The 26453-nt window shown below is 71.1% G+C and carries 29 protein-coding genes and 1 tRNA gene; 12 read left to right on the top strand and 18 right to left on the bottom strand.

What is annotated here, in order from left to right:
* The first annotated feature begins 622 nt into the window (after positions 1–622).
* On the top strand, positions 623–814 hold the full coding sequence (locus JEQ17_RS22465; protein WP_200396886.1) for a hypothetical protein: 192 nt from the start codon (positions 623–625) through the stop codon (positions 812–814).
* Positions 815–869: 55 nt separating this feature from the next.
* Here the strand turns inward: JEQ17_RS22465 and JEQ17_RS22460 are convergent, their stop codons facing one another.
* The 9 genes from JEQ17_RS22460 to JEQ17_RS22420 all read right to left on the bottom strand — a co-directional run bounded on the left by JEQ17_RS22460 (position 870) and on the right by JEQ17_RS22420 (position 6407).
* On the bottom strand, positions 870–1658 hold the full coding sequence (locus JEQ17_RS22460; protein ID WP_200396885.1) for a hypothetical protein: 789 nt from the start codon (positions 1656–1658) through the stop codon (positions 870–872).
* 103 nt (positions 1659–1761) lie between these two features.
* Positions 1762–2661, bottom strand: a complete 900-nt coding sequence (locus JEQ17_RS22455) for an RNA polymerase sigma factor SigF (protein ID WP_055618261.1) — start codon at positions 2659–2661, stop codon at positions 1762–1764.
* Between the two features lie 244 nt (positions 2662–2905).
* On the bottom strand, positions 2906–3808 hold the full coding sequence (locus tag JEQ17_RS22450) for an RNA polymerase sigma factor SigF (protein ID WP_200396884.1): 903 nt from the start codon (positions 3806–3808) through the stop codon (positions 2906–2908).
* Positions 3809–3978: 170 nt separating this feature from the next.
* Positions 3979–4272 carry a Dabb family protein gene (locus tag JEQ17_RS22445; RefSeq protein WP_055618263.1) on the bottom strand — a complete coding sequence of 98 codons (294 nt, stop codon included), beginning with the start codon at positions 4270–4272 and terminating at the stop codon, positions 3979–3981.
* A gap of 8 nt (positions 4273–4280) precedes the next feature.
* Entirely contained in the window at positions 4281–4460 is a 180-nt protein-coding gene (locus JEQ17_RS22440; RefSeq protein WP_200396883.1) for a hypothetical protein, read from the bottom strand.
* Positions 4461–4627: 167 nt separating this feature from the next.
* Positions 4628–4712 (bottom strand) — tRNA-Ser (locus tag JEQ17_RS22435).
* Between the two features lie 81 nt (positions 4713–4793).
* On the bottom strand, positions 4794–5225 hold the full coding sequence (gene tadA / locus JEQ17_RS22430; protein ID WP_200396882.1) for a tRNA adenosine(34) deaminase TadA: 432 nt from the start codon (positions 5223–5225) through the stop codon (positions 4794–4796).
* Between the two features lie 56 nt (positions 5226–5281).
* A complete protein-coding gene (locus JEQ17_RS22425; protein ID WP_200401653.1) occupies positions 5282–5833 on the bottom strand; it encodes a tRNA adenosine deaminase-associated protein in 552 nt (183 codons plus the stop codon).
* Positions 5834–6215: 382 nt separating this feature from the next.
* Positions 6216–6407 carry a hypothetical protein gene (locus JEQ17_RS22420; RefSeq protein WP_055618270.1) on the bottom strand — a complete coding sequence of 64 codons (192 nt, stop codon included), beginning with the start codon at positions 6405–6407 and terminating at the stop codon, positions 6216–6218.
* Between the two features lie 143 nt (positions 6408–6550).
* Here JEQ17_RS22420 and upp point away from each other — a divergent pair, with 143 nt between their 5' ends.
* Positions 6551–7186, top strand: coding sequence for a uracil phosphoribosyltransferase (upp, locus tag JEQ17_RS22415; protein WP_200396881.1), 636 nt, complete (start codon positions 6551–6553; stop codon positions 7184–7186).
* Positions 7187–7246: 60 nt separating this feature from the next.
* On the opposite strand, the gene JEQ17_RS22410 is transcribed toward upp, so the two are convergent.
* Together JEQ17_RS22410 and JEQ17_RS22405 are read right to left on the bottom strand one after the other, a co-directional pair.
* The gene (locus JEQ17_RS22410) at positions 7247–7864 is read right to left on the bottom strand and encodes a LytR C-terminal domain-containing protein (protein ID WP_200401652.1); all 618 of its coding nucleotides are present in this window, start codon (positions 7862–7864) and stop codon (positions 7247–7249) included.
* Between the two features lie 298 nt (positions 7865–8162).
* Positions 8163–8459: a type II toxin-antitoxin system VapB family antitoxin gene (locus JEQ17_RS22405; protein ID WP_003999914.1), complete on the bottom strand. Its 297-nt coding sequence runs from the start codon at positions 8457–8459 to the stop codon at positions 8163–8165.
* A gap of 173 nt (positions 8460–8632) precedes the next feature.
* On the opposite strand from JEQ17_RS22405, the gene JEQ17_RS22400 reads away from it, so the two are divergent.
* On the top strand, positions 8633–10240 hold the full coding sequence (locus JEQ17_RS22400) for a helicase HerA-like domain-containing protein (RefSeq protein WP_200396880.1): 1608 nt from the start codon (positions 8633–8635) through the stop codon (positions 10238–10240).
* A 63-nt stretch (positions 10241–10303) separates the two neighbouring features.
* Here JEQ17_RS22400 and JEQ17_RS22395 read toward each other — a convergent pair whose 3' ends face one another.
* The 5 genes from JEQ17_RS22395 to JEQ17_RS22375 form a co-directional block, all read right to left on the bottom strand.
* A complete protein-coding gene (locus tag JEQ17_RS22395; protein ID WP_200396879.1) occupies positions 10304–10465 on the bottom strand; it encodes a hypothetical protein in 162 nt (53 codons plus the stop codon).
* Positions 10466–10517: 52 nt separating this feature from the next.
* Entirely contained in the window at positions 10518–10883 is a 366-nt protein-coding gene (locus JEQ17_RS50515) for a hypothetical protein (RefSeq protein WP_200396878.1), read from the bottom strand.
* A 286-nt stretch (positions 10884–11169) separates the two neighbouring features.
* The gene (locus JEQ17_RS22385; protein ID WP_200396877.1) at positions 11170–11904 is read right to left on the bottom strand and encodes an HdeD family acid-resistance protein; all 735 of its coding nucleotides are present in this window, start codon (positions 11902–11904) and stop codon (positions 11170–11172) included.
* 136 nt (positions 11905–12040) lie between these two features.
* Positions 12041–12634, bottom strand: coding sequence for an HhH-GPD-type base excision DNA repair protein (locus JEQ17_RS22380; RefSeq protein WP_200396876.1), 594 nt, complete (start codon positions 12632–12634; stop codon positions 12041–12043).
* A gap of 64 nt (positions 12635–12698) precedes the next feature.
* A complete protein-coding gene (locus tag JEQ17_RS22375; protein WP_189841628.1) occupies positions 12699–13427 on the bottom strand; it encodes a siderophore-interacting protein in 729 nt (242 codons plus the stop codon).
* 78 nt (positions 13428–13505) lie between these two features.
* Here JEQ17_RS22375 and JEQ17_RS22370 point away from each other — a divergent pair, with 78 nt between their 5' ends.
* The 4 genes from JEQ17_RS22370 (at position 13506) to JEQ17_RS22355 (ending at position 19959) form a co-directional block, all read left to right on the top strand.
* The gene (locus JEQ17_RS22370; RefSeq protein WP_200396875.1) at positions 13506–16274 is read left to right on the top strand and encodes a GNAT family N-acetyltransferase; all 2769 of its coding nucleotides are present in this window, start codon (positions 13506–13508) and stop codon (positions 16272–16274) included.
* Between the two features lie 112 nt (positions 16275–16386).
* The gene (locus tag JEQ17_RS22365; protein ID WP_200401651.1) at positions 16387–16866 is read left to right on the top strand and encodes a cupin domain-containing protein; all 480 of its coding nucleotides are present in this window, start codon (positions 16387–16389) and stop codon (positions 16864–16866) included.
* Positions 16863–17753 carry an SDR family NAD(P)-dependent oxidoreductase gene (locus tag JEQ17_RS22360; protein WP_200396874.1) on the top strand — a complete coding sequence of 297 codons (891 nt, stop codon included), beginning with the start codon at positions 16863–16865 and terminating at the stop codon, positions 17751–17753. Before JEQ17_RS22365 ends, JEQ17_RS22360 begins: the two co-directional genes overlap by 4 nt.
* A 199-nt stretch (positions 17754–17952) precedes the next feature.
* A complete protein-coding gene (locus tag JEQ17_RS22355) occupies positions 17953–19959 on the top strand; it encodes a copper resistance CopC/CopD family protein (RefSeq protein ID WP_234048317.1) in 2007 nt (668 codons plus the stop codon).
* A 14-nt stretch (positions 19960–19973) separates the two neighbouring features.
* Here JEQ17_RS22355 and JEQ17_RS22350 read toward each other — a convergent pair whose 3' ends face one another.
* On the bottom strand, positions 19974–20423 hold the full coding sequence (locus tag JEQ17_RS22350; RefSeq protein ID WP_200396872.1) for a MarR family winged helix-turn-helix transcriptional regulator: 450 nt from the start codon (positions 20421–20423) through the stop codon (positions 19974–19976).
* 81 nt (positions 20424–20504) lie between these two features.
* Between JEQ17_RS22350 and JEQ17_RS22345 the strand changes: the two genes are divergently transcribed.
* Positions 20505–20957: a PaaI family thioesterase gene (locus JEQ17_RS22345; RefSeq protein WP_200396871.1), complete on the top strand. Its 453-nt coding sequence runs from the start codon at positions 20505–20507 to the stop codon at positions 20955–20957.
* 43 nt (positions 20958–21000) lie between these two features.
* On the opposite strand, the gene JEQ17_RS22340 is transcribed toward JEQ17_RS22345, so the two are convergent.
* Positions 21001–22461, bottom strand: coding sequence for a DUF2079 domain-containing protein (locus tag JEQ17_RS22340; protein WP_407700157.1), 1461 nt, complete (start codon positions 22459–22461; stop codon positions 21001–21003).
* Between the two features lie 526 nt (positions 22462–22987).
* Between JEQ17_RS22340 and JEQ17_RS22335 the strand changes: the two genes are divergently transcribed.
* From JEQ17_RS22335 to JEQ17_RS22320, 4 genes are all read left to right on the top strand, one after another.
* Positions 22988–23506 carry a toxin-antitoxin system HicB family antitoxin gene (locus tag JEQ17_RS22335; protein ID WP_200396870.1) on the top strand — a complete coding sequence of 173 codons (519 nt, stop codon included), beginning with the start codon at positions 22988–22990 and terminating at the stop codon, positions 23504–23506.
* Between the two features lie 110 nt (positions 23507–23616).
* On the top strand, positions 23617–24459 hold the full coding sequence (locus JEQ17_RS22330) for a DUF4097 family beta strand repeat-containing protein (RefSeq protein ID WP_200396869.1): 843 nt from the start codon (positions 23617–23619) through the stop codon (positions 24457–24459).
* A 171-nt stretch (positions 24460–24630) separates the two neighbouring features.
* Positions 24631–25662, top strand: a complete 1032-nt coding sequence (locus tag JEQ17_RS22325; protein ID WP_200401649.1) for an ATP-binding cassette domain-containing protein — start codon at positions 24631–24633, stop codon at positions 25660–25662.
* Positions 25659–26453, top strand: coding sequence for an ABC transporter permease (locus tag JEQ17_RS22320; protein ID WP_200396868.1), 795 nt, complete (start codon positions 25659–25661; stop codon positions 26451–26453). Before JEQ17_RS22325 ends, JEQ17_RS22320 begins: the two co-directional genes overlap by 4 nt.

Here is a 26453-nt window from a genome sequence, read left to right as displayed (position 1 = left end):
GTGGGTTCGTTGTCGGCTGCGGGTGCGTTGTGGCTGGTCGCGCAGTTCCCCGCGCCCCTGGGTGGGTGGGGGTTGCGGCTCGTCTTCGGGGTGCGGGGCCGCGTCGGAATGTGCGTCCGCAGCCGCTGACGTAAAGCGCAGTTGCAGCACGGTGACCCCGGACTGGTGTCCTCGTAAGCTGCGGCCACACATCCCGCCACGTCCCCTCCGCCCGACGAACCATCCGGCCCCGGGCAGGGGGGGACGGGGGCAGCGCCCCGCCAGGGGCGCGGGGAACGGCGCGAGCAACCGAGACGGACGGCCACATGGCGACGGCGGGTGGTGCCCCATCAGGGGCGCGGGGAACGGCGCAATCTTTTAGGGGCGCGAGGAACTGCGCGAGCAACCCAAGACGGCCGGCGCGTGGTGAACCGGCGGGGGCCACCGGTGTTTTTAGGGGCGCGGGGAACTGCGCGATCGGCCCCCACCGGCCCGCGGTCGACGAACCACCCAGACCCCCCCACCCACCCAGGGGCGCGGGGAACTGCGCGACAAGCCACAGTGGGCCCGCAGGCGACAGAAGGGCAGCCCCAGGGGGACCCGGGTGGACGTTCACCCGAGGTGCCACCTAGAGTCCAGGCCCATGGCAAACACCCAGGGCCCCGAGGGCAACTACGACCCCGCGGGTAGCACCCAGATGTTCCGAGCGTTCGTCGACGACCCCCAGAGCACCCGCCAGCCGGCAACCCCCGCAGGCCCCCGCATCGGCCTGATCGTCGGCGTGATCGTGGCCGTGGCGGTCGTGGCCGTCGTCGCCTGGCTCGCGCTCAAGTAGACCTCACACAGGTCTTCGGGTAGGCCGGGGCACCGCAAGGCGCCCCCCGCCTGCCCTACTCAAACCGGACGGACACGTCCCGCGTCTCGATGTGCATGCCCAGCGGGACGCGCCACGCGTCGACGCACACCGTCCAGGTCTTCTCTTCCCGCGCGCCCGCAGCGATCGGCGCGGGAAGCCTCTCGGCCGACGCGACGGTCGCCCAGTCGATCCCGAGCGCCCCGATGATGTGCGTCCCGAAGGTCACCGTGCCCGAACGCACCGCGGTACCCCCGGTGTTGTGGAAACCGACGGTGACCTTCTCGCACCAGCGCTTGTCGGCGGGCGCCCGCTCGGGGTCGCCGATGTCGAGCACGGCGGGCCCGGGCTTCGCGGGATTCGACGGGCTCGCGGGACTCTCCGCGCCGCCGCCGCTCGGCGCTCCGGTACCGGAACTCCCGCCCTCGGAACCGGAGTCGGAGTCTGAGTTGGAGTCGGAACCCGAGTCGTTCCCGCCCGTCGGCGGGGTCGTACGGCCGCCGTCGTCGGACCCCGGCGCGGAGGCCGCCCCGGACGCGGCCGAGCCGTCACCGGCCGCGCTCCCGCTGCCCGGGGATCCCGAACTGCCGTCGCCCATCGCCCCTTCGGGCGCCGCTGCGCCCTCCAACGGCACCAACTCCACGTCCCCGGTGGGCGCCACCGCCTCGCCGGACGACGCGGGGCGCTGCACGGCGACGTAACCCTCGCCGCCGTCGCCGGTCCCGCAGGCGGCGAGGACCGTACCCAGGCAGACGACAATCGCCGAGGCGCCCCCAAGGGCACCTCGGCGACCGCGAATCGACTCGTGACCCATCCGTCGGCGCATCGCGCCAGTGTGGCTGACGGGTCGTCAATTATGAACCCTCGGTCGGGATCCCGGTCGGAGACCTCTCGGCCCCGGTGTCGGTCGGAGACCCCAACGCCCGGCCTCAGTCGGAGATCAGGCCTTCCCGCAGCTGCGACAGCGTGCGTGTGAGCAGTCGGGAGACGTGCATCTGTGAGATGCCGACCTCCTCGCCGATCTGCGACTGGGTCATGTTGGCGAAGAAGCGCAGCATGATGATCCGCCGCTCGCGGGGCGGGAGTTTGGCGAGCAGGGGCTTCAGGGACTCGCGGTACTCGACGCCCTCCAGCGCCGTGTCCTCGTAGCCGAGGCGGTCCGCGAGGGAACCCTCGCCGCCGTCGTCCTCGGGGGCCGGCGAGTCGAGCGACGACGCGGTGTACGCGTTGCCGACCGCGAGGCCGTCGACCACGTCCTCCTCGGACACGCCGAGGACGGTGGCGAGTTCGGCCACGGTCGGCGAGCGGTCCAGCTTCTGGGAGAGCTCGTCACTGGCCTTGGTGAGGGCCAGTCGCAGCTCCTGGAGGCGGCGCGGCACGCGCACCGACCACGAGGTGTCCCGGAAGAACCGCTTGATCTCGCCCACGACCGTCGGCATCGCGAACGTCGGGAACTCGACCCCGCGTTCGCAGTCGAAGCGGTCGATCGCCTTGATCAGGCCGATCGTGCCGACCTGGACGATGTCCTCCATCGGCTCGTTGCGCGACCGGAAACGGGCGGCGGCGTAACGCACCAGCGGGAGGTTGAGCTCGATGAGCGTGTCCCGTACGTAGGCACGCTCGGGGCTGTTCTCGTCGAGTGCGGCGAGCCGCAGGAACAGGGAGCGGGACAGGGTGCGGGTGTCGATGGCTTCCGAGGTCGGGGGAAAGGCCGGGGCTTCCACGGCCGGGACGGCCGGAACATCGGCAACGACACTGTGAAGCGCGTCGGGCGCGGGTTCGCTCTTCGTGAGCGTGAGCACCTTCGAGCTGCCCTGGTCTGCGGACATGCCACCCCCTTTGGGTCGCGGACGGTCGCGGCGGACGCTCCCGTCGAAGGAACGCAGCCTCCACCTGAATACCGGAGGTGGGGCTGCGGCAAACGCGTCAGCGGAAGAATGTCACATGTCGGCAACACGCTGTAGTGACATGTCGACACAGGAGGGGTGAATAGGCCCTGGAAAAGGGGGGTCTGACAGTTTTTCGACGCAGAAAAGTCGCGAAAAGGCCTTGAGGGCGATTCGCTCCTGCGGGTTACGCCTCGATCCTGTTTGCGGATCGCAGTCTGGCGAAGCTGCGGGCGAGCAGTCTTGACACATGCATCTGCGAAACGCCCAGCTCGGCACTGATCTGCGACTGCGTCAGATTGCTGTAGTAGCGCAGGAGAAGGATCCGCTGCTCCCGCTCGGGAAGCTGGACGAGCAGGTGCCGTACGAGGTCGCGGTGCTCGACGCCGTCGAGCGCGGGGTCCTCGTAGCCGAGGCGGTCGAGGAGCCCGGGCAGTCCGTCGCCCTCCTGGGCGGCCTCCAGCGAGGTCGCGTGGTACGACCGTCCTGCCTCGATGCAGGCCAGGACCTCGTCCTCGGTGATCCGCAGCCGCTCGGCGATCTCGCCGGTCGTGGGCGTGCGCCCGAAGGCCGTCGTGAGGTCCTCGGTCGCGCTGTTCACCTGGACCCACAGCTCGTGCAGCCGGCGCGGTACGTGGACCGTGCGGACGTTGTCGCGGAAGTACCGCTTGATCTCGCCGACCACGGTGGGCATCGCGAAGGTCGGGAACTGCACACCCCGGTCGGGGTCGAAGCGGTCGATGGCGTTGATCAGGCCGATGGTGCCGACCTGGACGACGTCCTCCATGGGCTCGTTGCGCGACCGGAACCGGGCGGCGGCGTACCGCACCAGAGGGAGGTTCGCCTCGATCAGCGCGGCCCGCACCCGGCCGTGCTCGGGGCTGCCGGGCTCGAGGTTCTTGAGCTCGCCGAACAGCACCTGGGTCAGGGCCCGGGTGTCGGCCCCGCGGCGACGCTGCGGGCCTTCCTCCGGGGTGTCGGGAAGGCGCTCCTGGGCTGGGGCCGAGGGTGGAGCCGGGGGCTCATGGGGCGGTGCTTGAGGCGCAGTACTGGCCGGCACGGTCAACTCCACCTCTGGGTCGGTCAACATCCGTCAACTCATCCGTCAAAAGCGGTCATAGCATCACAAGACATGTGCACTGTGTGCAAGCACCGCATAACTCCGTGTTGAGCGTCAGTTGGGGCCCGGGGCGGGGCCCAGGACGCGAAACGGCCCCCCGCCGTTCAGGCGAGGGGCCGGGGGCGTGCGCCGGGCGCGCTTCAGAACTCGTAGTCGGCGATCACCCACGTGGCGAACTCCCGCCACAGTGCGACGCCCGCCTGGTGCGCGGGGTGCTCGATGTACCGCTTGAGCGCGTCCGTGTCCTCGACCGCCGAGTTGATCGCGAAGTCGTACGCGATGGGCCGGTCGGTGATGTTCCACTCGCACTCCCAGAACTTCAGTTCGGGGATCTGCCCGCCGAGGGCGCGGAAGGCGGCGACGCCCTCGACGACGCGCGGGTCGTCGCGCTCCACACCCTCGTTGAGCTTGAACAGGACCAGGTGGCGGATCACGGGGACTCCTAGTTCTTGGCCCCGTCGGCGATCCACGTCATGAAGTCCCCGACGGCCTGAGCGGCATTCGAAATGCCCTCGAACCCTATCTGGACGTAGTCGGCGGCCTGGGCGGGGTCGGTGATGATCACGTACAGCGCGAACACGATGAGCACGTAGACGGCGATCTTCTTCGAATTCACCGCCATCGCGGCCTCCCCGTGTGCCTGCTGCCTGCTGTCTTGTCGGCTGCGCCTGTTGGGACCCCTGTTGCCGGCGGTGAGTGTAACCCGGACAGTTGATATGACGATCTTTCAAACCATGCCGAGTTCGGAACGCACGAAGGGCCCCGTCTTTCGACGGGGCCCTTCCGAAGCGGTAGCGGAGGGATTTGAACCCTCGGTGACTTGCGCCACACTCGCTTTCGAGGCGAGCTCCTTCGGCCGCTCGGACACGCTACCGAGAGAGATCCTAGCCCACGTTGGGCCGTGCTCCGAAATCGGTATTCGGCCGCCTGTGGGGCAGCCGCGCCGGCGCCCGGATCAGCGGTCGCGGAAGAACTCGGTGAGCAGCCGGGCGCACTCCTCGTCGAGTACGCCGGCGATCACTTCGGGCCGGTGGTTGAGCCGCCGGTCGCGTACGACGTCCCAGAGGGAGCCGACCGCGCCCGCCTTCTCGTCGCGGGCGCCGTAGACCACGCGGTCCACCCGGGACTGCACGATCGCGCCCGCGCACATCGTGCAGGGTTCGAGGGTCACGACGAGCGTGCAGCCGCTGAGCCGCCACTCCCCGAGCTTCGCGGCGGCCCGGCGGATCGCGACCACCTCGGCGTGGGCGGTCGGATCGCCGGTCGCCTCACGCTCGTTGTGGCCGGTGGCGAGGACCGTCGTGCCGTCAGGGGACAGCACGACGGCGCCGACGGGGACGTCCCCGCCCCGGACGGCCGACCCGGCCTCGTCCAGGGCGAGCCGCATCGCCGCCCGCCAGCGGTCGCGTACGGGATCCTGTTCCTCCTGAGCGCTCGGGGGAGTCAGCGGACGGTCTCCAGGACCTCCGCCGCGCCGAGCACCTCGGCGATCTCACCGAGCGCGTCGGTGCTGTCCAGGGCCAGCAGCTCCTTCTCGTTCACGCCGAGGTCCGTGAGGACCTCGCGGTCTCCGATGGGTCCGGACGGCACGGCCTCACCCTTCGCGGTCGCACCGACGTCGTCCTCATCGTCGTCGTCGGTCTCGTCCTCGGGTTCACCGTCCTCCGTACCGTCGAGGTCGAGGGAGTCCAGGTCGGCGACGTCGTCGTCCGGCTCCCTTCCGAGCAGTTCGTCCGTGAGCAGGATCTCGCCGTACGAGCTGCGGGCGGCGGCCGCGGCGTCCGAGACGTAGATGCGAGGGTCCTCCTCGCCGTCCACGCGGACGACTCCGAACCACGCGTCCTCCTGCTCGATGAAGACGAGCACCGTGTCGTCGTCGACCGAGGCTTCACGGGCCAGGTCGGTCAGATCCGACAGGGTCTCCACATCGTCGAGCTCTGTGTCGCTCGCTTCCCACCCGTCTTCGGTGCGCGCGAGCAGTGCGGCGAAGTACACCGTGACTCTCCCACTGGTCATAGGCGTGCCGGTTGGGGGTCCCCCCGGCGGAGGCTGTGGACGGGGAGCGCGTGTGCCGAGCCCCGCCCACTCGGAATCGTGGCAGAAACGGAGCGTTCAGGAGAGGTCTTCGGCTCGCTGTGTCCCGGTCGCGTCTCAGCGTCCGTTCCCGTGTCGCGTGCGTCACGCCGCCGTACGGCCTCACCTGGGCGCCCAGCACCCACCGACAGCGGGATCGTACGCCGACACGACCTCCGCTTCGCACGCGGCCGCCCGAGTGATCGTCGGGCGGGTCGCCCGGCACCGGCCCCGCGGGCGGGCGGCCTGCCCCCGCCGCGGCGGGACCTGCGCCGGGCGTGGCCACCAGTGGCCTGTCAGCGCCCTACCAGCGGAATGTGCGCATGCGCATGGCGTGGCGCAGCCGGGCCGTCTTGGCCCGGCGTGGCTGCACCCGGTCGCGCAGCTCACGCGCCTCCGTGAGCTCCCGCAGGAACTGGGCGCGGCGCCTTCGTCGCGCGGCTTCGCTCACCGGGTCCTCGCGGTCCTCACGGCTCCGCTGCTCCGGGTCGGACATGGGCAACACCCCCAGTCGGTCCTTCCCACTTTCCCTCCGACGGGCGGTTTGATGCCAGCCGAGGTTTGAAGGTGCGACGAGGCACAGGACCGGTCGGTGACGGGCGAGGGGTGGGCGGCGGGCGCCCGGATACCCTTGTGGGCATGCGTCTCCACGTCGTCGACCACCCTCTGGTCGCTCACAAGCTCACCACGCTGCGCGACCGTCGCACCGATTCCCCGACCTTCCGGCGGCTCGCCGACGAGCTGGTCACCCTGCTCGCCTACGAGGCCACCCGGGACGTGCGCACCGAGCAGGTCGACATCGTGACCCCGGTGTCCCCGACCACGGGCGTCAAGCTGTCCCACCCGCGCCCCCTCGTCGTACCGATCCTGCGGGCCGGCCTCGGCATGCTCGACGGCATGGTGCGGCTGCTGCCGACCGCCGAGGTGGGCTTCCTGGGCATGATCCGTGACGAGGAGACGCTCCAGGCGTCCACGTACGCGACCCGGATGCCGGAGGACCTCTCCGGCCGCCAGGTGTACGTCCTCGACCCGATGCTCGCCACCGGCGGCACGCTCGTCGCGGCGATCCAGGAGCTCATGAAGCGCGGCGCCGACGATGTGACGGCCGTGGTCCTCCTCGCCGCCCCCGAGGGCGTCGAGGTCATGGAGCGCGAGCTGGCCGGCTCGCCCGTCACGGTCGTGACCGCGTCGGTCGACGAGCGCCTGAACGAGCACGGCTACATCGTCCCGGGCCTGGGGGACGCGGGGGACCGGATGTACGGCGCGGCCGAGTAGCGCGCCAGGGGCAGGGTCGGGTCCGCGCTTGTTCGGAGCACGGACCCGTACGGGGACCCGCTAGCAGCTCTTCTTCGTCGCCGAGGGCGTCGGTGCGGGCTTGGCCAACGTGGTCAGGGCCTTGTCGGCGTCCTCTTTCTTCGTCAGGGACTTGAAGGCCGTGCCGAGGATCAGGTCGACCTCCGCGGGCTTCGCGCGGGTGTCGGTCTTCAGCTCGGCACCGGTGAGCTGTGTCGCGAGGACGGGGAGCGCGGCGTCGGAGGCCGCCTTGGCACCGAGGACTATCCCGGCGCCCTTGACCTTCTTGTCGTACGTCTTCGTCGCGTTGCCGACGTCGCCGATCTTGAAGCCGCGTTTCTTCAGCTCGTCGGCGGTGTCCTTGGCGAGGCCGCCGCGGGGGGTGGCGTTGAGGACGTTCACGGTGATCTGGCCGGGCTTGGGGAGGGCTTTGACCGGGCTCGGGGAGGGCGAGGGGGATGCCGTGCAGTCGGCGGCCGGACCTGCCGCGGACGCCTCGTCGCCGCCGCCTGTGAAGACGTCGATGAGCTGCAGCGTTCCCCAGCCGATCAGTCCGAGCGCGGCGACGGAGGCGACTACCGCGAGCGCGATTCTGCGGCGCCCTCGGTTTCTGCGCATCCGCGGGTACTTGTCCCCCGTGATCTTGTACTGGCCGCCCATGCCAGGGGGAGTCAGCATGCTCATGGGCGCAGCGTAGTGCGCGTTGGCGGTGATGCCTACTAGATGATCATTGACCGGGGGTCAGTCCAACCCGAAAGGGCCAATTCGCTCCGCGGGGGGCGGGGGGGGGGGCGTCTTTTGGCTGCGGGCCGGTGGGGGCTGGTCGCGCAGTTCCCCGCGCCCCTGGGGGTGGGGGGTTGTGTCGCGCGTCGGCCGCGGGCCGTCCGTGGCTGGTCGCGCAGTTCCCCGCGCCCCTAAAAGCAAGGGCGCTGGGCTGGACCGGGCCCATAGGGTCCGCTCAGTCCAGTTCCAGGACTCGGGCGTGGAGGACCTGGCGTTGTTGGAGGGCGGCTCGGACGGCTCGGTGGAGGCCGTCTTCGAGGTAGAGGTCGCCCTGCCACTTCACGACGTGCGCGAAGAGGTCGCCGTAGAACGTGGAGTCCTCGGCGAGCAGGGTTTCCAGGTCGAGCTGGCCCTTGGTCGTCACCAGTTGGTCGAGGCGGACCGGGCGTGGCGCGACGTCCGCCCACTGCCGGGTGCTTTCCCGGCCGTGGTCGGGGTACGGCCGGCCGTTTCCGATGCGCTTGAAGATCACACGGAAAGCCTACCGGTCAAGAGCTTCCGGGCGCAGCCATGGTGGCGGAGTGCGACGCTGGAAATGACGCCGTAAATCGGGGCAAACCGGTAATTCTCCTAGATCACCCTTTCAAGATCGGTTCGGATGCGGGCCGAGGACAGCCTTGGGCAAACCGGGAACAGGGGTCTGAAATGACTGACAGTGAAGCGCCGCCGGCAAAGGCACCCGAAGGCGTGAGCGGTGCTCCCGCGCTTCCGCAACCGGTCCTCGAAATCGCCTCCGGGTACGCCTTCACGGGCCCCGCGCTCGATCTGGGCGCCCTGCTCTGGGACGGGCGGTGCCTGCCGGACGTACAGATCCGGATCCCGCTGCTGATGCTCAACCGGCACGGGCTGGTCGCCGGGGCCACCGGTACCGGCAAGACGAAGACCCTGCAGCTCGTCGCGGAGCAGCTGTCCGCGCAGGGCGTGCCGGTGTTCCTCGCCGATGTGAAGGGTGACGTCTCCGGGATCTCGGCGCCGGGGCAGGAGAACGACAAGGTGCGGGCGCGGGCCGGGGAGGTCCGCCAGGAGTGGACGCCGGCCGGGTTCCCGTGCGAGTTCTACGCCCTCGGGGGCATGGGCCACGGCATCCCCGTACGCGCGACGATCACCAGCTTCGGGCCGGTCCTGCTGGCCAAGGTGCTCCAGCTCAACCAGACCCAGGAGCAGTCGCTCGGCCTGATCTTCCACTACGCCGACCAGAAGGGCCTGGAGCTGGTCGACCTGAAGGATCTGCGGGCCGTGGTGACCTTCCTGACCTCCGACGAGGGGAAGACCGAGCTCAAGGGCATCGGCGGGCTCTCCACGGCCACGGCCGGGGTGATCCTGCGCTCGCTGACGGCGTTCGAGGCGCAGGGGATGAGTCCGTTCTTCGGGGAGCCGGAGTTCGACACGAGTGAGCTGTCGCGCGTGGCGGGGGACGGGCGGGGCACGGTCTCCGTTCTGGAGCTGCCCGCCGTGCAGGACAAGCCGCAGCTCTTCTCCACGTTCCTGATGTGGCTGCTCGCCGACCTCTTCCACGACCTGCCGGAGGTCGGTGACGTGGACAAGCCCAAGCTCGTCTTCTTCTTCGACGAGGCGCACCTGCTCTTCAACGACGCGTCGAAGGCGTTCCTGGACGCCATCACCCAGACCGTCAGGCTGATTCGCTCGAAAGGGGTCGGCGTCTTCTTCGTCACACAGACGCCCAAGGACGTGCCCGGGGATGTCCTCGCCCAGCTCGGCAACCGGGTGCAGCACGCGCTGCGCGCCTTCACACCCGACGACCAGAAGGCACTCAAGGCCACGGTGAAGACCTTCCCCAACTCCCCGTACGACCTGGAGGAGGTCCTCACCGCGCTCGGGACCGGCGAGGCCGTGGTCACCGTCCTCAGCGAGAAGGGTGCGCCGACGCCGGTCGCGGCGACACGGCTGCGGGCGCCGGAGTCCCTGATGGGTCCCGTCGATCCGGCCGCCCTCGACCGGGCGGTCCGGGCGTCGCCGCTGTACGGGCGTTACGCGGAGGCGGTCGACCGGGAGTCGGCGTACGAGAAGCTGACCGCGCGGGATGAGGCGGCCACGGCCTCCTCGGCTTCCTCGGCCCCCTCGACTCCTGCTCCGTCTCGGGGCCGTGGGCGGAAGGGTGACGATCAGGACTCCTCCGTCGTCGAGCAGGTGGTCGGCAGTGGTGTGTTCAAGTCGCTGGCCCGCAGTCTGGGTACGCAGATCGGGCGCGAGATCACCCGGTCGATCTTCGGAACGGCTCGGCGCAGGCGGTAGCCGGTGCCGAGGGCCGGGGAGGTGGAGGCGGTACGTCCGCCTCCGCCTCCCCGGGCGGTTAGCTCAGTCGCGTTCGTGGTCCTTCCGCGGGGACTGCTGCTCCGGAGCGGGTTCCGGGGTGACCTGGTGGGTGTCACGCGTCGGCATCGGCGCCGGCTTCGGGGCGTTGCGGAGGGATTCGGCGCGTACGAGGGCACGCAGGATCGCGTACGGGTCCTTCGACATGGGGGTCCTCTCGTGCTGCTGGGGGGAGGGGGAGCGGTCCGGAGCGGGACCGTCAGCAGCGGAGGACCATGCAGCGCTGGGCGCGCGGGGTGGGGGCGTACGGGGATACGGGGTGGGCGCGTGGCCTCGGGCGCGGGTGCGCCGGGACCGGGGGTCGTGCGGGGCGCCGGCGAACGTGGCGGCGGTGGCTCTGGCGGGCCGGTGGGCGCAGGGCTGTGTCGAGGAGGTCGTGGGGGTGTTCCAGGCCGGACTCGGTGGAGACGGCGGGCGGTGGTGCGGTGCGGGGTCCGGTGTGGGCGCCCACGGCACTCACCGTGCAGGTCGCGCACAGCAGCGCGGCGAGCGCCATGAGGAACCGTGGCCAGGTGGGCCGACGGTTCCGGCGCTCGCGCCGCGGGGCGAACCGGTCGGGGGTCATCAGTGGTCATGTCCCCGGGACGGGTGGGTGGTTCATCGGCCGCGTCCCGAGAACCGCCCTCTTGGCGTACGCGGTTGCCTGCGGCGGGCTGAACTGTTCGGGTGCGGGTGGGTGGGGTTCGGGGGTGGGTCGTCGGCTGCGGGCCCGTCGTGGTTGCTCGCGCAGTTCCCCGCGCCCCTGAAAGACAAAAGCCAGGGGTGCAGCCCCGCTCTTAGGGGCGCGGGGAACTGCGCGACCAGCCCCCACCGGCCGGCACGATCCCCCGAAACCCCAAGATCCCAGCCCCTCAAAACGGCCGCGCAGCGAACCGTCTGCGCAGCTGAACCGCCGTGATGATCTCCGTGAGGCCGAGCGCGAGGAGCCAGCAGCCGCCGACCACCGTGAGGACGGCAACCGACTCGAAGGGGGAGACGATCAGGACTACACCGGCGAGGAAGCTGAGGACGCCGAGGAGGATCTGCCAGCCGCGGGCGGGGACGGACGGGTCGGACACCGCGGCCAGGGTCTGCGTCACGCCCCGGAACAGCCAGCCGATGCCGATCCACAGTGCGAGCAACAGGATCGACTGCATCGCCCCGCGGAAGCAGAACAGGCCGAGCAGGATCGACAGGGCGCCGCTGATGAAGGCCATGACCCGCAGAGAGGTCGCCGCGTGTGTACCGAAGGCGGAGACCAGTTGGAGTACGCCGCTGAAGAGCAGGTAGAGCCCGAAGAGCACCCCCGCCGCGAACAGCGTCGCCTCGGGCCACACCAGGATCATGACGCCGAGCGCCAGCGTCGCGATCCCGGCGGCCAGTACGGCCTGCCAGGCGGTGCGCGTGAGGAGGAAGAGCGGATTCTCAGGTCCTCCGGGGCGACCGAACCCTCCGGGTCCGCCGGAGCCACCGAGCGCTCCGGGTCCGCCGAGCCCCCCGGGTCCACCGGGCCCTCCGGGTCTCTCCGGCCGGTGCGGGGCGCGGGCCGCGTGGACCCGCCGGTCGTCGTCCGACCCCCAGGGCGCTCCGCTCGGTACCTCGGCCATGCTCCATGCTCGGACCGCCGTCCGGCACCCCGCCACCCGGGACGGCCGACCGACTGACCCCTCCCCGCGGTCCCCTCCCCCGCAGTCCCCTTCTACGCGTTCTACGCACTACGGGCGCAGGCCGCGCCGGAAGCCCTCACTTGCCGGAGGCCTTCTCCGCCTTCGCCGCCGCCTTCATCTCCTGCTTGTGCGCCCGTACCTTCACGAGCGACTCCGGCCCCGTGATGTCGGCGACAGAGCGGAAGGACTTGTCCTCGCCGTACGCACCGGCCGCCTCGCGCCAGCCCTTCGGGCGTACGCCGAGCTGTTTGCCCAGCAGGGCGAGGAAGATCTGCGCCTTCTGTGCGCCGAAGCCGGGCAGTTCCTTGAGACGGCGGAGGAGTTCCTCGCCGGTCTTCACGCCCTCCCAGACCTTCGCCGCGTCCCCCTCGTAGTGCTCCACGAGGTACTGGCACAGCTGCTGGATCCGCTTCGCCATCGAGCCCGGATAGCGGTGCACGGCCGGCTTCTCGGACAGCAGTGCCGCGAAGGCCTCGGGGTCGTGCGCCGCGATCTCGTGCGCGTCGAGATCGTCCGCGCCCAGGCGCTGCGCGATCGTGTACGGGCCCGCGAAGGCCCACTCCATCGGAACCTGCTGGTCGAGGAGCATGCCGACGAGCGCGGCGAGCGGGCTGCGGCCGAGCAGTTCGTCGGCCTCGGGCTGCTGGGCTAGATGAAGCGTGGCGTCCATGCTCCGATCATCGCAAGTGAGCGCTCGGGCCGCGCGTCATCGCAAGGGGGTGCCGAGCGGCCGCTCAGGCCGCGCGCCAGTACCCCAGCGCGTTCACCCGCTGTTTCGGCAGCGCCAGCTCCTTGCGGAAGTAGGCGGCCAGCGCCCGCGTCGTCGCCGTGTCGCAGGCGATCCAGACGTACGGGTCGGCCGCGTCCTTCAGAAGGTCCGGCACGGCCTCCTTCACCTGGGCCACCAGATGCGCGCCCTTGTCGAGCCGCGGGACCGTACGGACGTCGTGGCGGTCGGGATCCGCCTGGAGGGGCAGACCGTCCAGGCCCTCCGCCGACTCGAACCAGATCGTCGTGGGCGCCGAACCCACCGCCCCGAGAAGGGAGTTGAGCGCGGGGAGGGAGGCCGTGTCCCCGATCGCCAGCACGTGGGACGGGGCCGGGTCCGGATCCGTGAACCCCGTGCCCTGGACCGTGGCCTCGATCGTGTCCCCCGGCTTCGCGGCCCGCGCCCAGTCGCTCGCGCACCCCTCGTGCAGCGCGAACTCCAGGCTGAAGGTCCCCGCGGCCGGATCGGGATCCACGAGTGTGTACGCGCGCTGGTGGGGCTTGCCCGCGTTGTCGAACCAGAGCCGCACCCACATCGTCGGGTGCACCCCGGTCGCCGCGAGCATGCCGCCGTCGGTGAGGCGCACCCGGCGGTAGTGCTCGGTGACGTCCTCCGCTCCCGTGACCGTGAACACGAAGTCCTTGCCCCGGAACAGTTTGAGGACCGCGCCCTCCCAGCCGTGACCCTGCCCCATGACTTCTTCACCCTTCACGTACGATTCCGGCGCACCTTACTTAGGTGAGCCTAACCTAAACCACATGGGAGACACAGGGTGACTGTCGAGATCTACCGCGATGCCTGGGGTGTCCCACATCTGCGCGCGGGCGACGCGCGTGAACTCGCCCACGCCCAGGGGCTGGCCACCGCCCACGACCGCGCCTGGCAGCTGGAGGTCGAACGGCACCGGGCGCGCGGCACCTCGGCCGCGTTCCTCGGCCCGGACGCGCTCGGCTGGGACCGCTTCGCGAGACAGGCCCGGCTCGACGACACGGCGAGACGCTGCTTCACCGCACTGGAAAGACGGGACCCCGAGACGGCCGCCTGGGTCCGGGCGTACGTCGACGGGGTCAACCAGGGCCTGCCCGAAGGCGCCCGCCGCGCCCCCGAGTTCACGACCGTCGGTCTCGCCCCCGGCCGCTGGGAACCCTGGACCCCGCTCGGCGTCTGGCTCGCCACGCACGTCCTCTTCGCCGGCTTCCCGGCCAAGCTGTGGCGCGAGGAGGTCGTACGCCATCTCGGTCCGGACGCGGTCGACCTCTTCGCCACCGACGGGCCCGGCACCTCCGGCAGCAACGGCTGGCTCGTCACCGGTGAGCGCACCGCCACCGGCGGGCCGGTCGTCGCGGGCGACCCCCACCGCTATATCGAGGCCCCCGGCGTCTACCAGCAGATCCGCCTGTCCTGCCCGGAGTTCGACGTCATCGGCCTCGCCGTGCCGGGCGTCCCGGGCATCGCCCACTTCGGCCACACGGGCACGGTCGCCTGGGCGATCACCAACGCGATGGCCGACTACCAGGACCTGTACCGGGAGCGGCTCCGGCGGACCGGAGACGGAGACGGCCTCGGAGCCGGTGTTGGAGACGGCGATCGGGTGGAGGCCCTCGGCCCGGACGGGGTGTGGCACCCCGCCTCCCGGCACACCGAGATCATCGAGGTGGCCGAGGGCGACCCCGTCCAGGTCGAGGTGATCGAGACCGACCGCGGCCCGGTCGTCATCAACGGCGACTTCATCAACAGCGACATCTTCAGCGGAGATGCCGGAGGCGACGGCCACGGCGAACCCGCCGACCCCGTCGGTCCCCTAAGCCTCCGCCACCCGCCCCGAGTCAGCGAGGACCTCGGCTTCTCCTCGCTCCTCCCCCTCCTCCGCGCCCGCCGGGTCGCCGACGTGGACCGCGCGTTCGACGACTGGGCCGAACCCGTCAACGTCGTCCAGGCCGCCGACACCGAGGGCGGCCTCCTGCACCGGGTCGCGGGCAGGGTCCCGGTCCGGAGCGAGGACAACCGCACGAGGATCGTCAACGCCTGGGAGCCCGGGCACGAGTGGCAGGGCTGGTACGCCCCCATGCCGCGCGGCACGGTCGACGACGGCATCGCGGTGATGGCGAACCAGCGCGGCCCGGCGACCCCGCTCGGCGTCGAGTTCGCCCCGCCCCACCGGGCCACCCGGCTGCGCGCACTCCTCGACACCCGGCGGGACTGGTCCGCCGGCGACATGGCCGCCCTCCACACGGACACCCATCTCGCCTCCGCCACCCCGCTGTTGGACCACCTCGCCGCCCTCGACGACCTCACCCCCGGGGCCGCCTCCCTGCGCGACCGGCTCCTCCACTGGGACCGTCACATGGCAGCCGACAGCACGGAGGCGGCCGTCTACGCGGCGGTCCGGGGCGCGGTCGTACGCCGCCTCGCGGCCCACCCCGCCCTGGCCCGCCTCACCGAACCCCCGCTGTACCCCGAGGTCTTCCGCCCCTGGCTCGCACTCGTCCCCCGTGTCGCCTTCGCCCTCGAAAGCCTGCTCAGGGCCGAGGAGTTGTACGGGATCGACCGTGCCGGGACCGTCAGGGCGGCCGTGGAGGAGGTGGCCGCGGACCTGCCGCAAGGCACCTGGGGCGACACCCACCGCCTCGCTCCCTGGCGGGCGCTGCCGGACCCCTCGTACGACGGGACGGAACCCGGGCTCTCCGGCGACCACGACTGCGTGCTGTGCACCTCCGCCGTGCCGGGGCTCACCGACCGGGCCGCGCGGGGTCCCGCCGCCCGCTATGTGTGGGATGTGGCCCGGCGCGAGAACAGCCTCTGGGTGGTGCCGTTCGGGGCCTCGGGAGTCCCGGACTCACCGCACCACCGCGATCAACTCCCCTTGTGGGTCAGGGGAGATCTCGTCCCCGTCGTGACCGACTGGACCAAGCTCATGGAGGACACGACGATGACATCCGAGCCGTACGCCGAGAGCCGGGAGGCCGTCCACGAGCAGGTCGTCGACGGCCTCGGCACGGTCCGCGTGCTGCGTGTGGACCCGGACGCCGACCTGGACGTGCTGCACACCTGGGTGACGGCCGAACGCGCCCGCTTCTGGGGCATGGGCGGCTTCGGCAGGGAGCAGGTGCTGGAGACGTACCGGCATCTCGACTCCCTCGACACCCACCACGCCTTTCTGGCCGTCCTGGACGGCAGACCGGCCGCGCTCTTCCAGACGTACGAGCCGGAGGCCGACCGGGTCAGTGAGTGCTACGAGGTGGAGCCCGGCGACATCGGCGTCCATCTGCTGATCGCGCCCGTCGGCGAGGGCGACGAGCGGCCGGGGTACAGCTCGGCGCTGCTGACCGCGTTCACGGTGTATGTGCTGGGCGTCCTCGGCCGGCGCCGGGTCGTGGTCGAACCCGACATCCGTAACGAGAAGGCGATCACCCGTCTGACCCGCCAGGGCTTCGTACTCGGTTCACCGGTCGTGCTCCCGGAGATCGACCTGCCGGAGGTGCACCTGCCGGCGAAGAAGGCCCAACTGGCGTTCCTGACAAGGGAAGCCGCGGGATATTAGGGGCGCGGCGGGCGAGGACCGCTCAGCGGCAGCACTCGGTGTTCCGCGCGTCGGGAGGCGGTTGGCGCTTCGGCAACTCCCTTTGGGGCATGGTCGGTAGGTGGTCCATGACATCACTCCCGAAGCCCTTGTCGCCCACTACCAACTGGAGCCCATCCCCAAGGAGGGCGGTCTCTTCGCCCGTACCTGGGCGGGTCCCGAGCGGCCCGACGGCCGCCCCGAGGGGTCCGCGATAGTGGTCCTCCTGACCGCGGAACCCGATGACTTCTCGGCGCTCCACCGGCTCCCCGCCGACGAGACCTGGCACTTCTACCTGGGGGATCCGCTGGAGATGCTGCTCCTGTCCCCCGACGGCACGTCCCGTACGGTCCTGCTCGGCCCCGACGTCCTCGGCGGCCAGCACCTCCAGTACACCGTGCCCGCACGCACCTGGATGGGCGCGCGGGTCGCGGCCGCCACCGGCTGGTCGTTCTTCGGGTGCACGATGGCGCCCGGTTTCACCTACGAGGGGTACGAGCACGGGGACGCGGCGGAACTCACCGCCCGCTACCCGGACCGGGCCGCGCGGATCGCCGCGCTGAGCCGCCCGTGAGCGGCCCGGACGACGGACGCCGCGACGGCCACCGCCGCGGACTTCTCGACGGGCAGGTCGCCCTCGTCACCGGGGCGTCGGGCGGCATCGGGCGGGGCATCGCGCTGCGGTTCGCCGCGGCGGGGGCGGCCGTGGCTGTCCACTTCCGTACGAACGCGGAGGCCGCCCGTGAAGTCGTCGGCCTCATCGAGGAGTCGGGCGGACGCGCGGTCGCCCTGCGCGCCGATCTGACCGTCGAGGACGAGTGCCACCGCCTGGTGCGCGAGGCCGCCGACCGGTGCGGCGGCAGACTGACGGCCCTGGTCAACAACGCGGGCGTACAGCCGGTCCAGGAACTGCCCGGGATGACGGCGGGGGACTGGCGGGCGGTGGTCGACGCCAATGTGTCGAGCGTGTTCGCGTGTACGCAGGCGGCGGTGGAGGTGATGCGCGAGGGGAGGGGGCAGGGCGACCCGAGGGACCTGAGCGACCCGAGTGATCCGAGCGACCTGAATGACCCGAGCGACCGGCGGGGCTCGTCCGGCGGGCCTGTGGGCAGCATCACGCACATCGCGTCCATCGAGGCCACGCACCCCGCTCCCCTGCACGCCCACTACTCCGCGTCCAAGGCGGCCGTCGTCGCACACGCGCGCTCGGCGGCCCTGGAGTACGGTCCCTACGGAATCCGCGTGAACACGGTCTCGCCGGGGCTGATCGACCGCGCGGGTCTCGCTCAGGCGTGGCCCGACGGCGTACGGCGCTGGCAGCAGGCGGTTCCCACCGGGAGGCTGGGGCGTCCCGAGGACGTGGGCGACGCCTGTGTGTTCCTCGCCTCGCCGATGGCCTCCTGGATCACCGGGCACGACCTGGTCGTGGACGGCGGGGTGTCGGCGCGGCCGACGTGGTGAACGCGGGCCGGGTTGAACAAGGTGTCGCGTACATCCGTACTCTCACCTAGGCCGCGGCCGCTGCCAACGGCAGACAACCGCGGCCACCGACGTACACGTACATGGACGTGCAGTGCGAGCAGGACGAGCAGGACGAGCAGCAGGGAGAGGCGACGTGGGCCGAGTGCGCCGCATACACCGAGTGCTACGGGTACTACGGGTGTCGGCGCCACGCCGGGCAGCGGCCCTGGTCGTCCTGCTGGGCACGCTGTTCCTGCTGGGCGGCGCGGGCCCGGTGTCCGCCCACTCGGCCGTGCGCGAGACGAGTCCCGGCGAGGGAACCGTCCTCAAGTCCGCGCCGAAGCAGGTCACCATGACCTTCACCGAGTCGGTCGGCATCACCGACGACTCGCTGCGCGTCCTCAGCCCCGAGAACCGCCGGGTGAACGCGGGCGACACCGAGCACGCGTCCGGCCGGTCCGACACCGTCCGGGTGCCACTCGACGACGGCCTGGCCGACGGTACGTACACCGTGGCCTGGCGGGTGGTCTCGGCGGACAGCCACCCCATCTCCGGCGCCTTCACCTTCTCCATCGGCAAACCGTCCGAGACCACGGCGTCCGTCTCCGCCGAGCCGGCCGTGAACCCCGCCTCGGGCGCCCTCTACGACATCGCCCGCTACGCCGCGTACGCCGCCGTCGCCCTGCTCATCGGCGCGGTCACCTTCGTCCTGGTCTGCCGCCCGCCCTCCGCCGAGCCGCTGCGCGGACTCGTCCGGGCCGGCTGGTGGGTCCTCGTCGCCTCCACGGCCGCACTCCTCCTGATACGCGGCCCGTACGAACGTGGCACCGGCCCCTCCACCCTCCTCGACCCCGAACTCATCGAGAACACCCTGACCAGCAGGCCGGGCTGGGCGCTGCTGGCCCGGCTCGTGCTGCTGGCGGGGGCGGCGGTCTTCCTCGTCCGGGTCGCGTCGGTCGTCCGGGGCGTGCCGGTCGTCCGGGGCGCGTCGGAGACGGAGAGCCGGGAGGCGGCGGGCACGGAGACGGTTGGTCCGGAGGTGGCGGGTCCGGAGGTGACGGGTCCGGAGGTGGCGGGTCCGGAGAATGAAGAAGTGCGGCCGACGCCGGTCGTGCTCGCCGTCGGCGGGCTTCTCGCCGTCGGTCTGGCGGTCACCTGGGCCGCCGCCGAGCACGCGTCCGCCGGGATCCAGGTCCCTCTGGCGATGACCTCCTCCGTACTCCACCTGCTGGCGATGGCGGTCTGGCTGGGCGGCCTCGCGGCGCTCCTCACCACGCTCCACCGCTCGGAGGCGCTGCTCTCGGCGGTCTCCGTGGCCCGTTTCTCGCGCCTCGCGTTCGCCTCCGTCACCGTCCTCGTGCTGACCGGCGTCTACCAGTCCTGGCGCGGACTCGGCTCGTGGGACGCGTTGTTCGACACGTCGTACGGCCAGATCCTGGTCGCCAAGGTCTGCGCGGTGGTCCTGCTGCTGGCGGCGGCCGGGTTCTCGCGCCGCTGGACGGCCCGGCTGACGGACGCGGAGGAGCCGTTGCGGGTCCCGGTGCTGGAGACGGTGGGGGCGCGCGCGGGTGGAGGCACCGGCGGGGGTGTGGACTCCGGCGCCGGGGCCGGCAGCTCCGGCCGGGACGCCGGGGAGCCCCCGTCGGCCGCCGTCGGCGACGGTTCCGAGGAGGAGCCCGGAAACGAGTCCGGGCCGACCGCTGCACCCGCGGCCCGTCGCGGTGCCCTGCGCCGCTCGGTCCTGGCCGAGGTCGTCGTGGGTGTGGTCGTGCTGGTCGTCACGACGGTTCTCACCGGTACGCAGCCGGGGCGCGCCGAGATCGAGACGGCGGCGGCCGAGGAGACCGCGGCGGCCGGTCAGCGGACCGCGTCGACGACGCTGATCCCCTTCGACGTCGGCACCCCGGGCGGCCAGGGCAAGGTCCAGATCGTCCTGGAACCGGGCCGCGTCGGCGAGAACACGGTCGAGGCGGTCGTCATCGGCCCCGACGGAGGCATCGCCACGGTCCCCGAGATCCGCCTCTCCTTCACCCTCGCCTCCCAGAAGATCGGCCCCATCGACGCCGGCCTCACCAACAAGGGCGGCTACTGGGGCACCTCGTCCCTCAACCTCCCCATCCCGGGCACCTGGACGATGAAGGTCACCATCCGTACGTCGGACATCGACCAGGTGTCGGAGACGCGCCGGGTGAAGATCCTCCGCTGACCCCGGTCACCCGGTCAGGGCTCCCAGTGCGCGAGCCGGCTGAGGGCCGCGGCGGTGCGTACGAACTCGTCCTCGCCGAGAAGAGCCCGCATCTCGCCGTTGAAGCGGTCGATCTCGGGCTGGGCGGCGCGGAGCGCGTCGGCCCCCTCGGACGTCAACTCCAGTGTCACGGCCCGGTGTTCGCGCGGGTGGGCCTGCTTGGTGACGAGACCGGCCGTGGTGAGCCGGGTGACGAGCGCGGTGACGGCGGACTCGCGCAGTCCCAGAACGCCGGCCAACTCCCGCTGGGTGACACCGGGTTGCTCGCGCACGGCGAACAGTGCGCCGAGCTGCGCCGTGGTGATCCCGGCGGCGGCCAGACAGCGCCGGTCCGCGGTCGTACGCAACTGGTGTGCCGCTCGCTGGAGATGGAAGAAGAGGCGCGCGTCGGGGGTGTCCCCGGGGTCGGGGCCGGGCTCGGACATGGGGAGATCTTGACAGATCCGACGGATGCGCGGGATTCTCACTTCACTAGTGAAGTGAAGTGAAGTGAGGCGAGGTGCGGTGTGAGTGACATCCCGGATCTGGCGGCTGCCCAGAAGGTGCTGGCGGCGCAGCCCTTCAGCAACCTGGTCGGTGCCCGCCTGGTGTCCTTCGGGGAGGGCGAGGTGACGCTGGAGCTGGACATCCGCGACGACCTGCGCCAGCAGTACGGCTTCCTGCACGGCGGTGTGCTCGGTTACGCCGCGGACAACGCGCTGACCTTCGCCGCGGGCGCGGCCACCCACTCCCGGCTGATCACTTCCGGCTTCACCATCGACTATCTGCGCCCGGCCGAGGGTGTACTGCTGCGGGCCCAGGCGCGGGTCGTCCGGGCCGGCCGCACCCGAGTCGTCTGCCGCTGCGACCTGTCCACCGTGGACGACGGGGGCGCCGAGAGCCTGTGTGCCGTGGCCCAGGGCGCGATCGCGGTGCTGGGCTCCTCGGAGCAGCCGCAGCAGCCGCAGCAGCCGGAGTAGGCGGAGCAATTGGGGTAATTAGGGCAGTCGGAGGAAGGTGCGATCAGGAGTCGAGTCTGAGGACGACGTACCCCTCGGTCGTGCCGACGAGCGAGTAACTGGCGTCGGGGTGGAGCCGGAGCGTGCGGGCCTCGATGTCGCGGATCCGGTCGTCGGGGTTCTGCAGGGCGATGTATTCGGGGGTGATTCCGCGGGTGTCGCCCACCCACAGGACACGGCAGCGTGAGGCGAGGCGGCTGCTGGGGCGGATGTCGGCCTCGACGGTCGCGCCGTCCGGGATCCGGTCAAGGAGGCGCTCGACCGCGGTGACGCGCGCGGGCTTGCGGTAGGCGGCGGGCTCGGCCAGCACGGACATCGGGAGCGTGGTCGTGAGCGAGAGCGCGGCCGCGGCGACGGCCGCGGGCAGATGGTGCGCGTACGTACGCAGCCAGGGCCGCGGGCTGTACCGGGCACCGGCGAGGGCGTCGACGAGGGCGAGTGTGACGACGGGCATCAGGACCGCGCTGTAGTGCCAGTCGGTCCCCCAGTAGTGGTCGTCGGAGGAGAGGAACCGCCACCCGAGCGTGGGCAGCGCGACGACGGCGAGCGGGGAGCGCAGCGCCAGCAACCCGGTGGTCGGCACCAGCAGCCAGGCGAGGGTGCGGAGTTTGGTGCCCGTGCCGTCGAGGAGGGTCGAGCCGCCGTCGACCTTGGTCCAGTAGTCGTAGCCGCCGGTCGTGTTGAAGGCGGGGATGACGACGACGAGTACGACCAGGGTGGCGGCGATGCCCAGGGCGGCCATGGCGAGGGCGTACAGGATCGTGCGCCGGGAGTCGCGGCGGCACCGCAGGGCGACGACGAGAGCGATGGCCGCCACCGTCACCCCGAGGTCCTCCTTGACCAGTACCAGCGGCAACGCCCACAGCAGCGCCGCGCGCCACCGCCGGGCCAGGATCGCCTCCAGGCTGAAGGCGATCAGCGGTACGGCGAAGCAGATCTCGTGGAAGTCGAAGTCGACGGCACGCTGGATGCCCCAGGACAGGCCGTACGCGATGCCGATCGCCAGCCCGCGCGGACGCCCCAGCAGCCCGGCCGCCGCACGGGTCACCGGCACGGCCGACAGCGCGAACAGCGCGGCCTGCGCGACGAGGAGGGTGAGTGGGGTGGGGAAGACCCGGTAGACGGGGGCGAGGAGCGCGGTCACCGGGCTGAAGTGGTCGCCCAGGACATTGGCCCCGGGCCCCTTCAGATCGACGACGGGCGCCTGGAGGTGCGCGTACGCGCGGACGGCCTGCTCGAAGATGCCGAGGTCCCAGGAACGGGTGGCCAGGTGCCGGTAGCGGGCGACGGAGAGAGCCGTGTAGCCGGCGAAGAGGGCGACCGCGAGGAGATACGGGTCGTACCGGCCGGCCGGGCCGGTTCGGCGGGGGCGCCGGTCACGCGGGGGAAGCGCGACCGGCCCGGGTATCGCGGACCCGGGCGTCTGTACCGGGGTCTGGGCCTCTGTCCGTGCCGGTATCTCCACCGGTGTCCGTGCCGGTATTCGTGTCGGTGGGGATGTCGGTGACGTCTGCGCGGCCAGGTCGTCCTGCGGCGGGCCGGGAAGAGCCTTGGTCACGAGCGGTCCTTACGAGCCGTCGGCGCGCCGGGCAACCAGGAAGTCATCGGTCGGGTAGTCGATGTCGGCACTGGGCTTCCGAGGGACAGGGCTTCCGAGGGACAGGGCTTCTGAGGGACTGGGCTTCCGAGGGACTGGAATGGAGAGCAGAGCATGACACGGACCTCGATCCCGACGCGATGGAGGCCTGTGTACGCGCCTCGCTGGTGGCATCACATGGCGTCGGGTGGCACGGTTTGGTGCCGGGCGGTGCCATTCGGTGCCGCGCGGTGCCAATCTCACCCTCTAGAGGTGCGTGGGCGCTCTTGGTGCCACAATTGCCCAGTCGGGTGCCAGTGTGTTTTCGCAGGTCAGGCTGATTGTGTTGATCGTCAACCCCGGGATGTTGCCTCGCGACTTGCGTGTGGCGCCATTGTGGTGCCATGATGGCGTCATGGACCTCACCCCGTATGTCGACAGCCTCCGCCGCGAACTCGCGGTGGCCGCCGAAGCCGGTGGCGACGAAGCCCGCGAGCTGGCGGAGAGGCTGACGGCTCCCCTGGAGTCGGCGACCCGGCTGATCATGCTCAACGTGCTCTCCGCCGCGACGGACGAGATCACCCGTGAACTCGCCCCCGGCTCGGTCGACGTACGGCTGCGCGGGCTCGACCCCGACTTCGTGGTGACACCGCCGCCCACCGACGGCGGCGCCTCCGCGGAGCCGGCCGAGCCCGTCGAACCGCTCAGGGCCGCGGCCCCGGCCGACGGTGACGAGGGCGGCACCGCCCGCGTCAACCTGCGTATGCCGGCCCACCTCAAGGCCCGCGCCGAGGAGGCCGCGACCCGCGAGGGCCTGTCGGTCAACGCGTGGCTGGTACGCGCCGTGTCGGCCGCGGTCGACGGCGGCACCCGGCCGCGTACGACGGAGAAGACCCAGACCATCGGACAGAGCATCACGGGCTGGGTGCGCTAGCCCGGGCCCGCACCACTTCACTCCACTGACCTCACTTCATCCGCGCCACTTCACCCACACCACGTCCCACCAGCGGGGACGACCCAAGGACTCAAGAGGACGGGACAGCCATGCCTTCTTTCGACACTCCCGAACCGATCTCGGCCACCGCCTACGTGTACGCCGGTTCCATCCGGTTCACCGCGGGCGACCGCCTCGACACCGTCGTCGACGTCCGGCCCCGCGACCCGAAGAAGGACCTGGACGTACGGACGGCCGACCAGACCGAGGTCTCCTACGCCGGCGGCACCCTGACCGTCACCACGCCCAAGGCCAATCTCCTCGGTCGCAGCGGCACGGTCGACGTGTCGGTGGAACTGCCCACGGGCTCGAACGTCGACATGACCGGCGCCGGGACCCAGATGATCGGCGAGGGCCGGCTCGGCGAGGTCCGTGTGAAGATCTCGGCGGGTGACGTCCGCCTCGACACCACCGGCCCGCTGCAGCTGAAGGCCTCGCACGGTTCGAGCACCGTCGACCGGGTCGAGGGCATGGCCGAGATCACCACCAGCACCGGCAACCTGCGTGTCGGCATCGTCGACGGCCCGGCCGTCCTGAAGAACTCGCACGGCAGCACGATCGTCGGCGCCGTGACGGGTGAGCTGCGGATGAGCGGTGCCAACGGTGCCATCGACATCGCGCGTGCCGAGGCATCGGTCGTCGGCACCACGACCAACGGCTCCCTCCGCGTCGCCGAAGTCGCGCGCGGCAACGTCCAGTTGGAGACCTCCAACGGCGCCATCGAGGTCGGTATCCGCGAGGGCACGGCTGCCTGGCTCGACGTCAGCTCCAACCGCGGGCACGTACGCAACACGCTCGCCGCGTCCGAGGCCCCGGAGCAGACCGAGGAGACGGTCAAGGTCCGCGCACGCTCCAACTGGGGAAACATCGACGTTCTCCGCGCCAAGGCCTGAGCGCCCTCGCCTCGAACCGCCTGGCCCCGCTCTCTGCTCTGTCTCGCCGAGCCTCGCTCTCTGAGTCCCGCCCCCGCCTCGCCTCGCTTCAGCCTCATCTCTTCCGATCCCCCAGCCCCTTCAGTCTTCCAATCAGCCTTCTAACGGGAGGGCCCCATGTCTTCATCTGTCATGCCCACGTCCAGGCCCGGTGGTGGCCACCAGTCGCCGGCCGCCGTCTCCACAGTCGGTCTGCGCAAGTCGTTCGGAGACAAGACCGTCCTCGACGGCATCGATCTGCGCATCCCGGCCGGGTCCGTATTCGCCCTGCTCGGCCCGAACGGCGCAGGCAAGACCACCGCCGTGAAGATCCTCTCCACGCTCATCTCCGCCGACGGCGGGCAGGCCCAGGTCGCGGGCCACGACGTCACCACGTCACCGGACGGGGTGCGGGCCGCGATCGGTGTCACCGGCCAGTTCTCCGCGGTCGACGGCCTGATCACCGGCGAGGAGAACATGCTCCTCATGGCGGACCTGCACCACCTCTCCAAGCAGGAGGGCCGACAGGTCACCGCCGAACTCCTGGAACGCTTCGACCTGGTGGAAGCCGCGAAGAAACCCGCCTCCACCTACTCCGGCGGCATGAAACGCCGCCTGGACATCGCCATGACCCTGGTCGGCAACCCCCGAATCATCTTCCTCGACGAACCCACCACCGGACTGGACCCACGCTCCCGCCACAACATGTGGCAGATCATCCGCGAACTCGTCACCGGCGGAGTGACAGTCTTCCTCACCACCCAGTACTTGGAGGAAGCGGACGAGCTCGCCGACCGCATCGCCGTCCTCAACGACGGCAAGATCGCCGCCGAGGGCACCGCCGAGGAGCTCAAACGCCTCATCCCCGGCGGCCACGTACGACTGCGCTTCGACGACCCGGACACCTACCAGACCGCCGCCCTCGCCCTGCACGAGGCGAGCCGGGACGACGAGGCACTCTCGCTCCAGATCCCCAGCGACGGCAGCCAGCGCGAGTTGCGCTCCATCCTCGACTGGCTCGACGCGGCCGGCATCGAGGCCGACGAACTCACCGTGCACACCCCCGACCTCGACGACGTGTTCTTCGCCCTGACCGGCAGCGCCAAGGTGCCCGCCCAGCCCGGCCGCCCCGCTCAGCCCACTCAGCCAGTCCAGCCCGCTCAGCCCAAGGAGGATGTCCGATGAGTTCCCTCGCCCTCGCCGTACGCGACTCGTCCACGATGCTGCGGCGGAATCTGCTGCACGTGCGGCGCTACCCGTCCCTCACCCTGAACCTGCTGCTCACGCCGGTCGTACTGCTGCTGCTCTTCGTCTACATCTTCGGCGACGTGATGAGCGCGGGCATCGGAGGCAGCGGCAGTCCGGACCGCTCGGCGTACATCGCGTATCTCGTGCCGGGGCTGCTGCTGATGACCATCGGCGGCACCACGATCGGCACCGCGGTATCCGTCTCCATGGATATGTCCGAGGGCATCATCGCCCGCTTCCGCACGATGGCGATCCACCGCCCGTCGGTGCTGATCGGGCACGTCGTCGGCAGCGTGCTGCAGTGCGTGATGAGCGTGCTCCTCGTGGGCGCCGTCGCGGTGGCCATCGGCTTCCGGTCCACGGATGCCACGGTCCTGGAGTGGCTGGCGGCTTTCGGGCTGCTCGTGCTCTTCGCCCTGGCGCTCACCTGGATCGCGGTCGGCATGGGCCTGATCAGCCCGAACCCCGAGGCGGCGAGCAACAACGCGATGCCGCTGATCTTCCTGCCGTTCATCTCCAGCGCCTTCGTCCCGGTCGACGCGATGCCGGGCTGGTTCCAGCCGATCGCGGAGTACCAGCCCTTCACGCCGGCCATCGAGACCCTGCGGGGTCTGCTGCTCGGCACCGAGATCGGCCACAACGGCTGGCTCGCCATCGCCTGGTCCCTGGCGCTGACCGTACTGGGCTACGTCTGGTCGAAGGCGTCCTTCAACCGCGACCCGAAGTAA

The organism is Streptomyces liliifuscus, from assembly GCF_016598615.1.
Taxonomy (GTDB): Bacteria; Actinomycetota; Actinomycetes; order Streptomycetales; family Streptomycetaceae; genus Streptomyces; species Streptomyces liliifuscus.
Note: the sequence above shows the minus strand (reverse complement) of the source record. Positions and strands in the feature narration are given on the sequence as shown.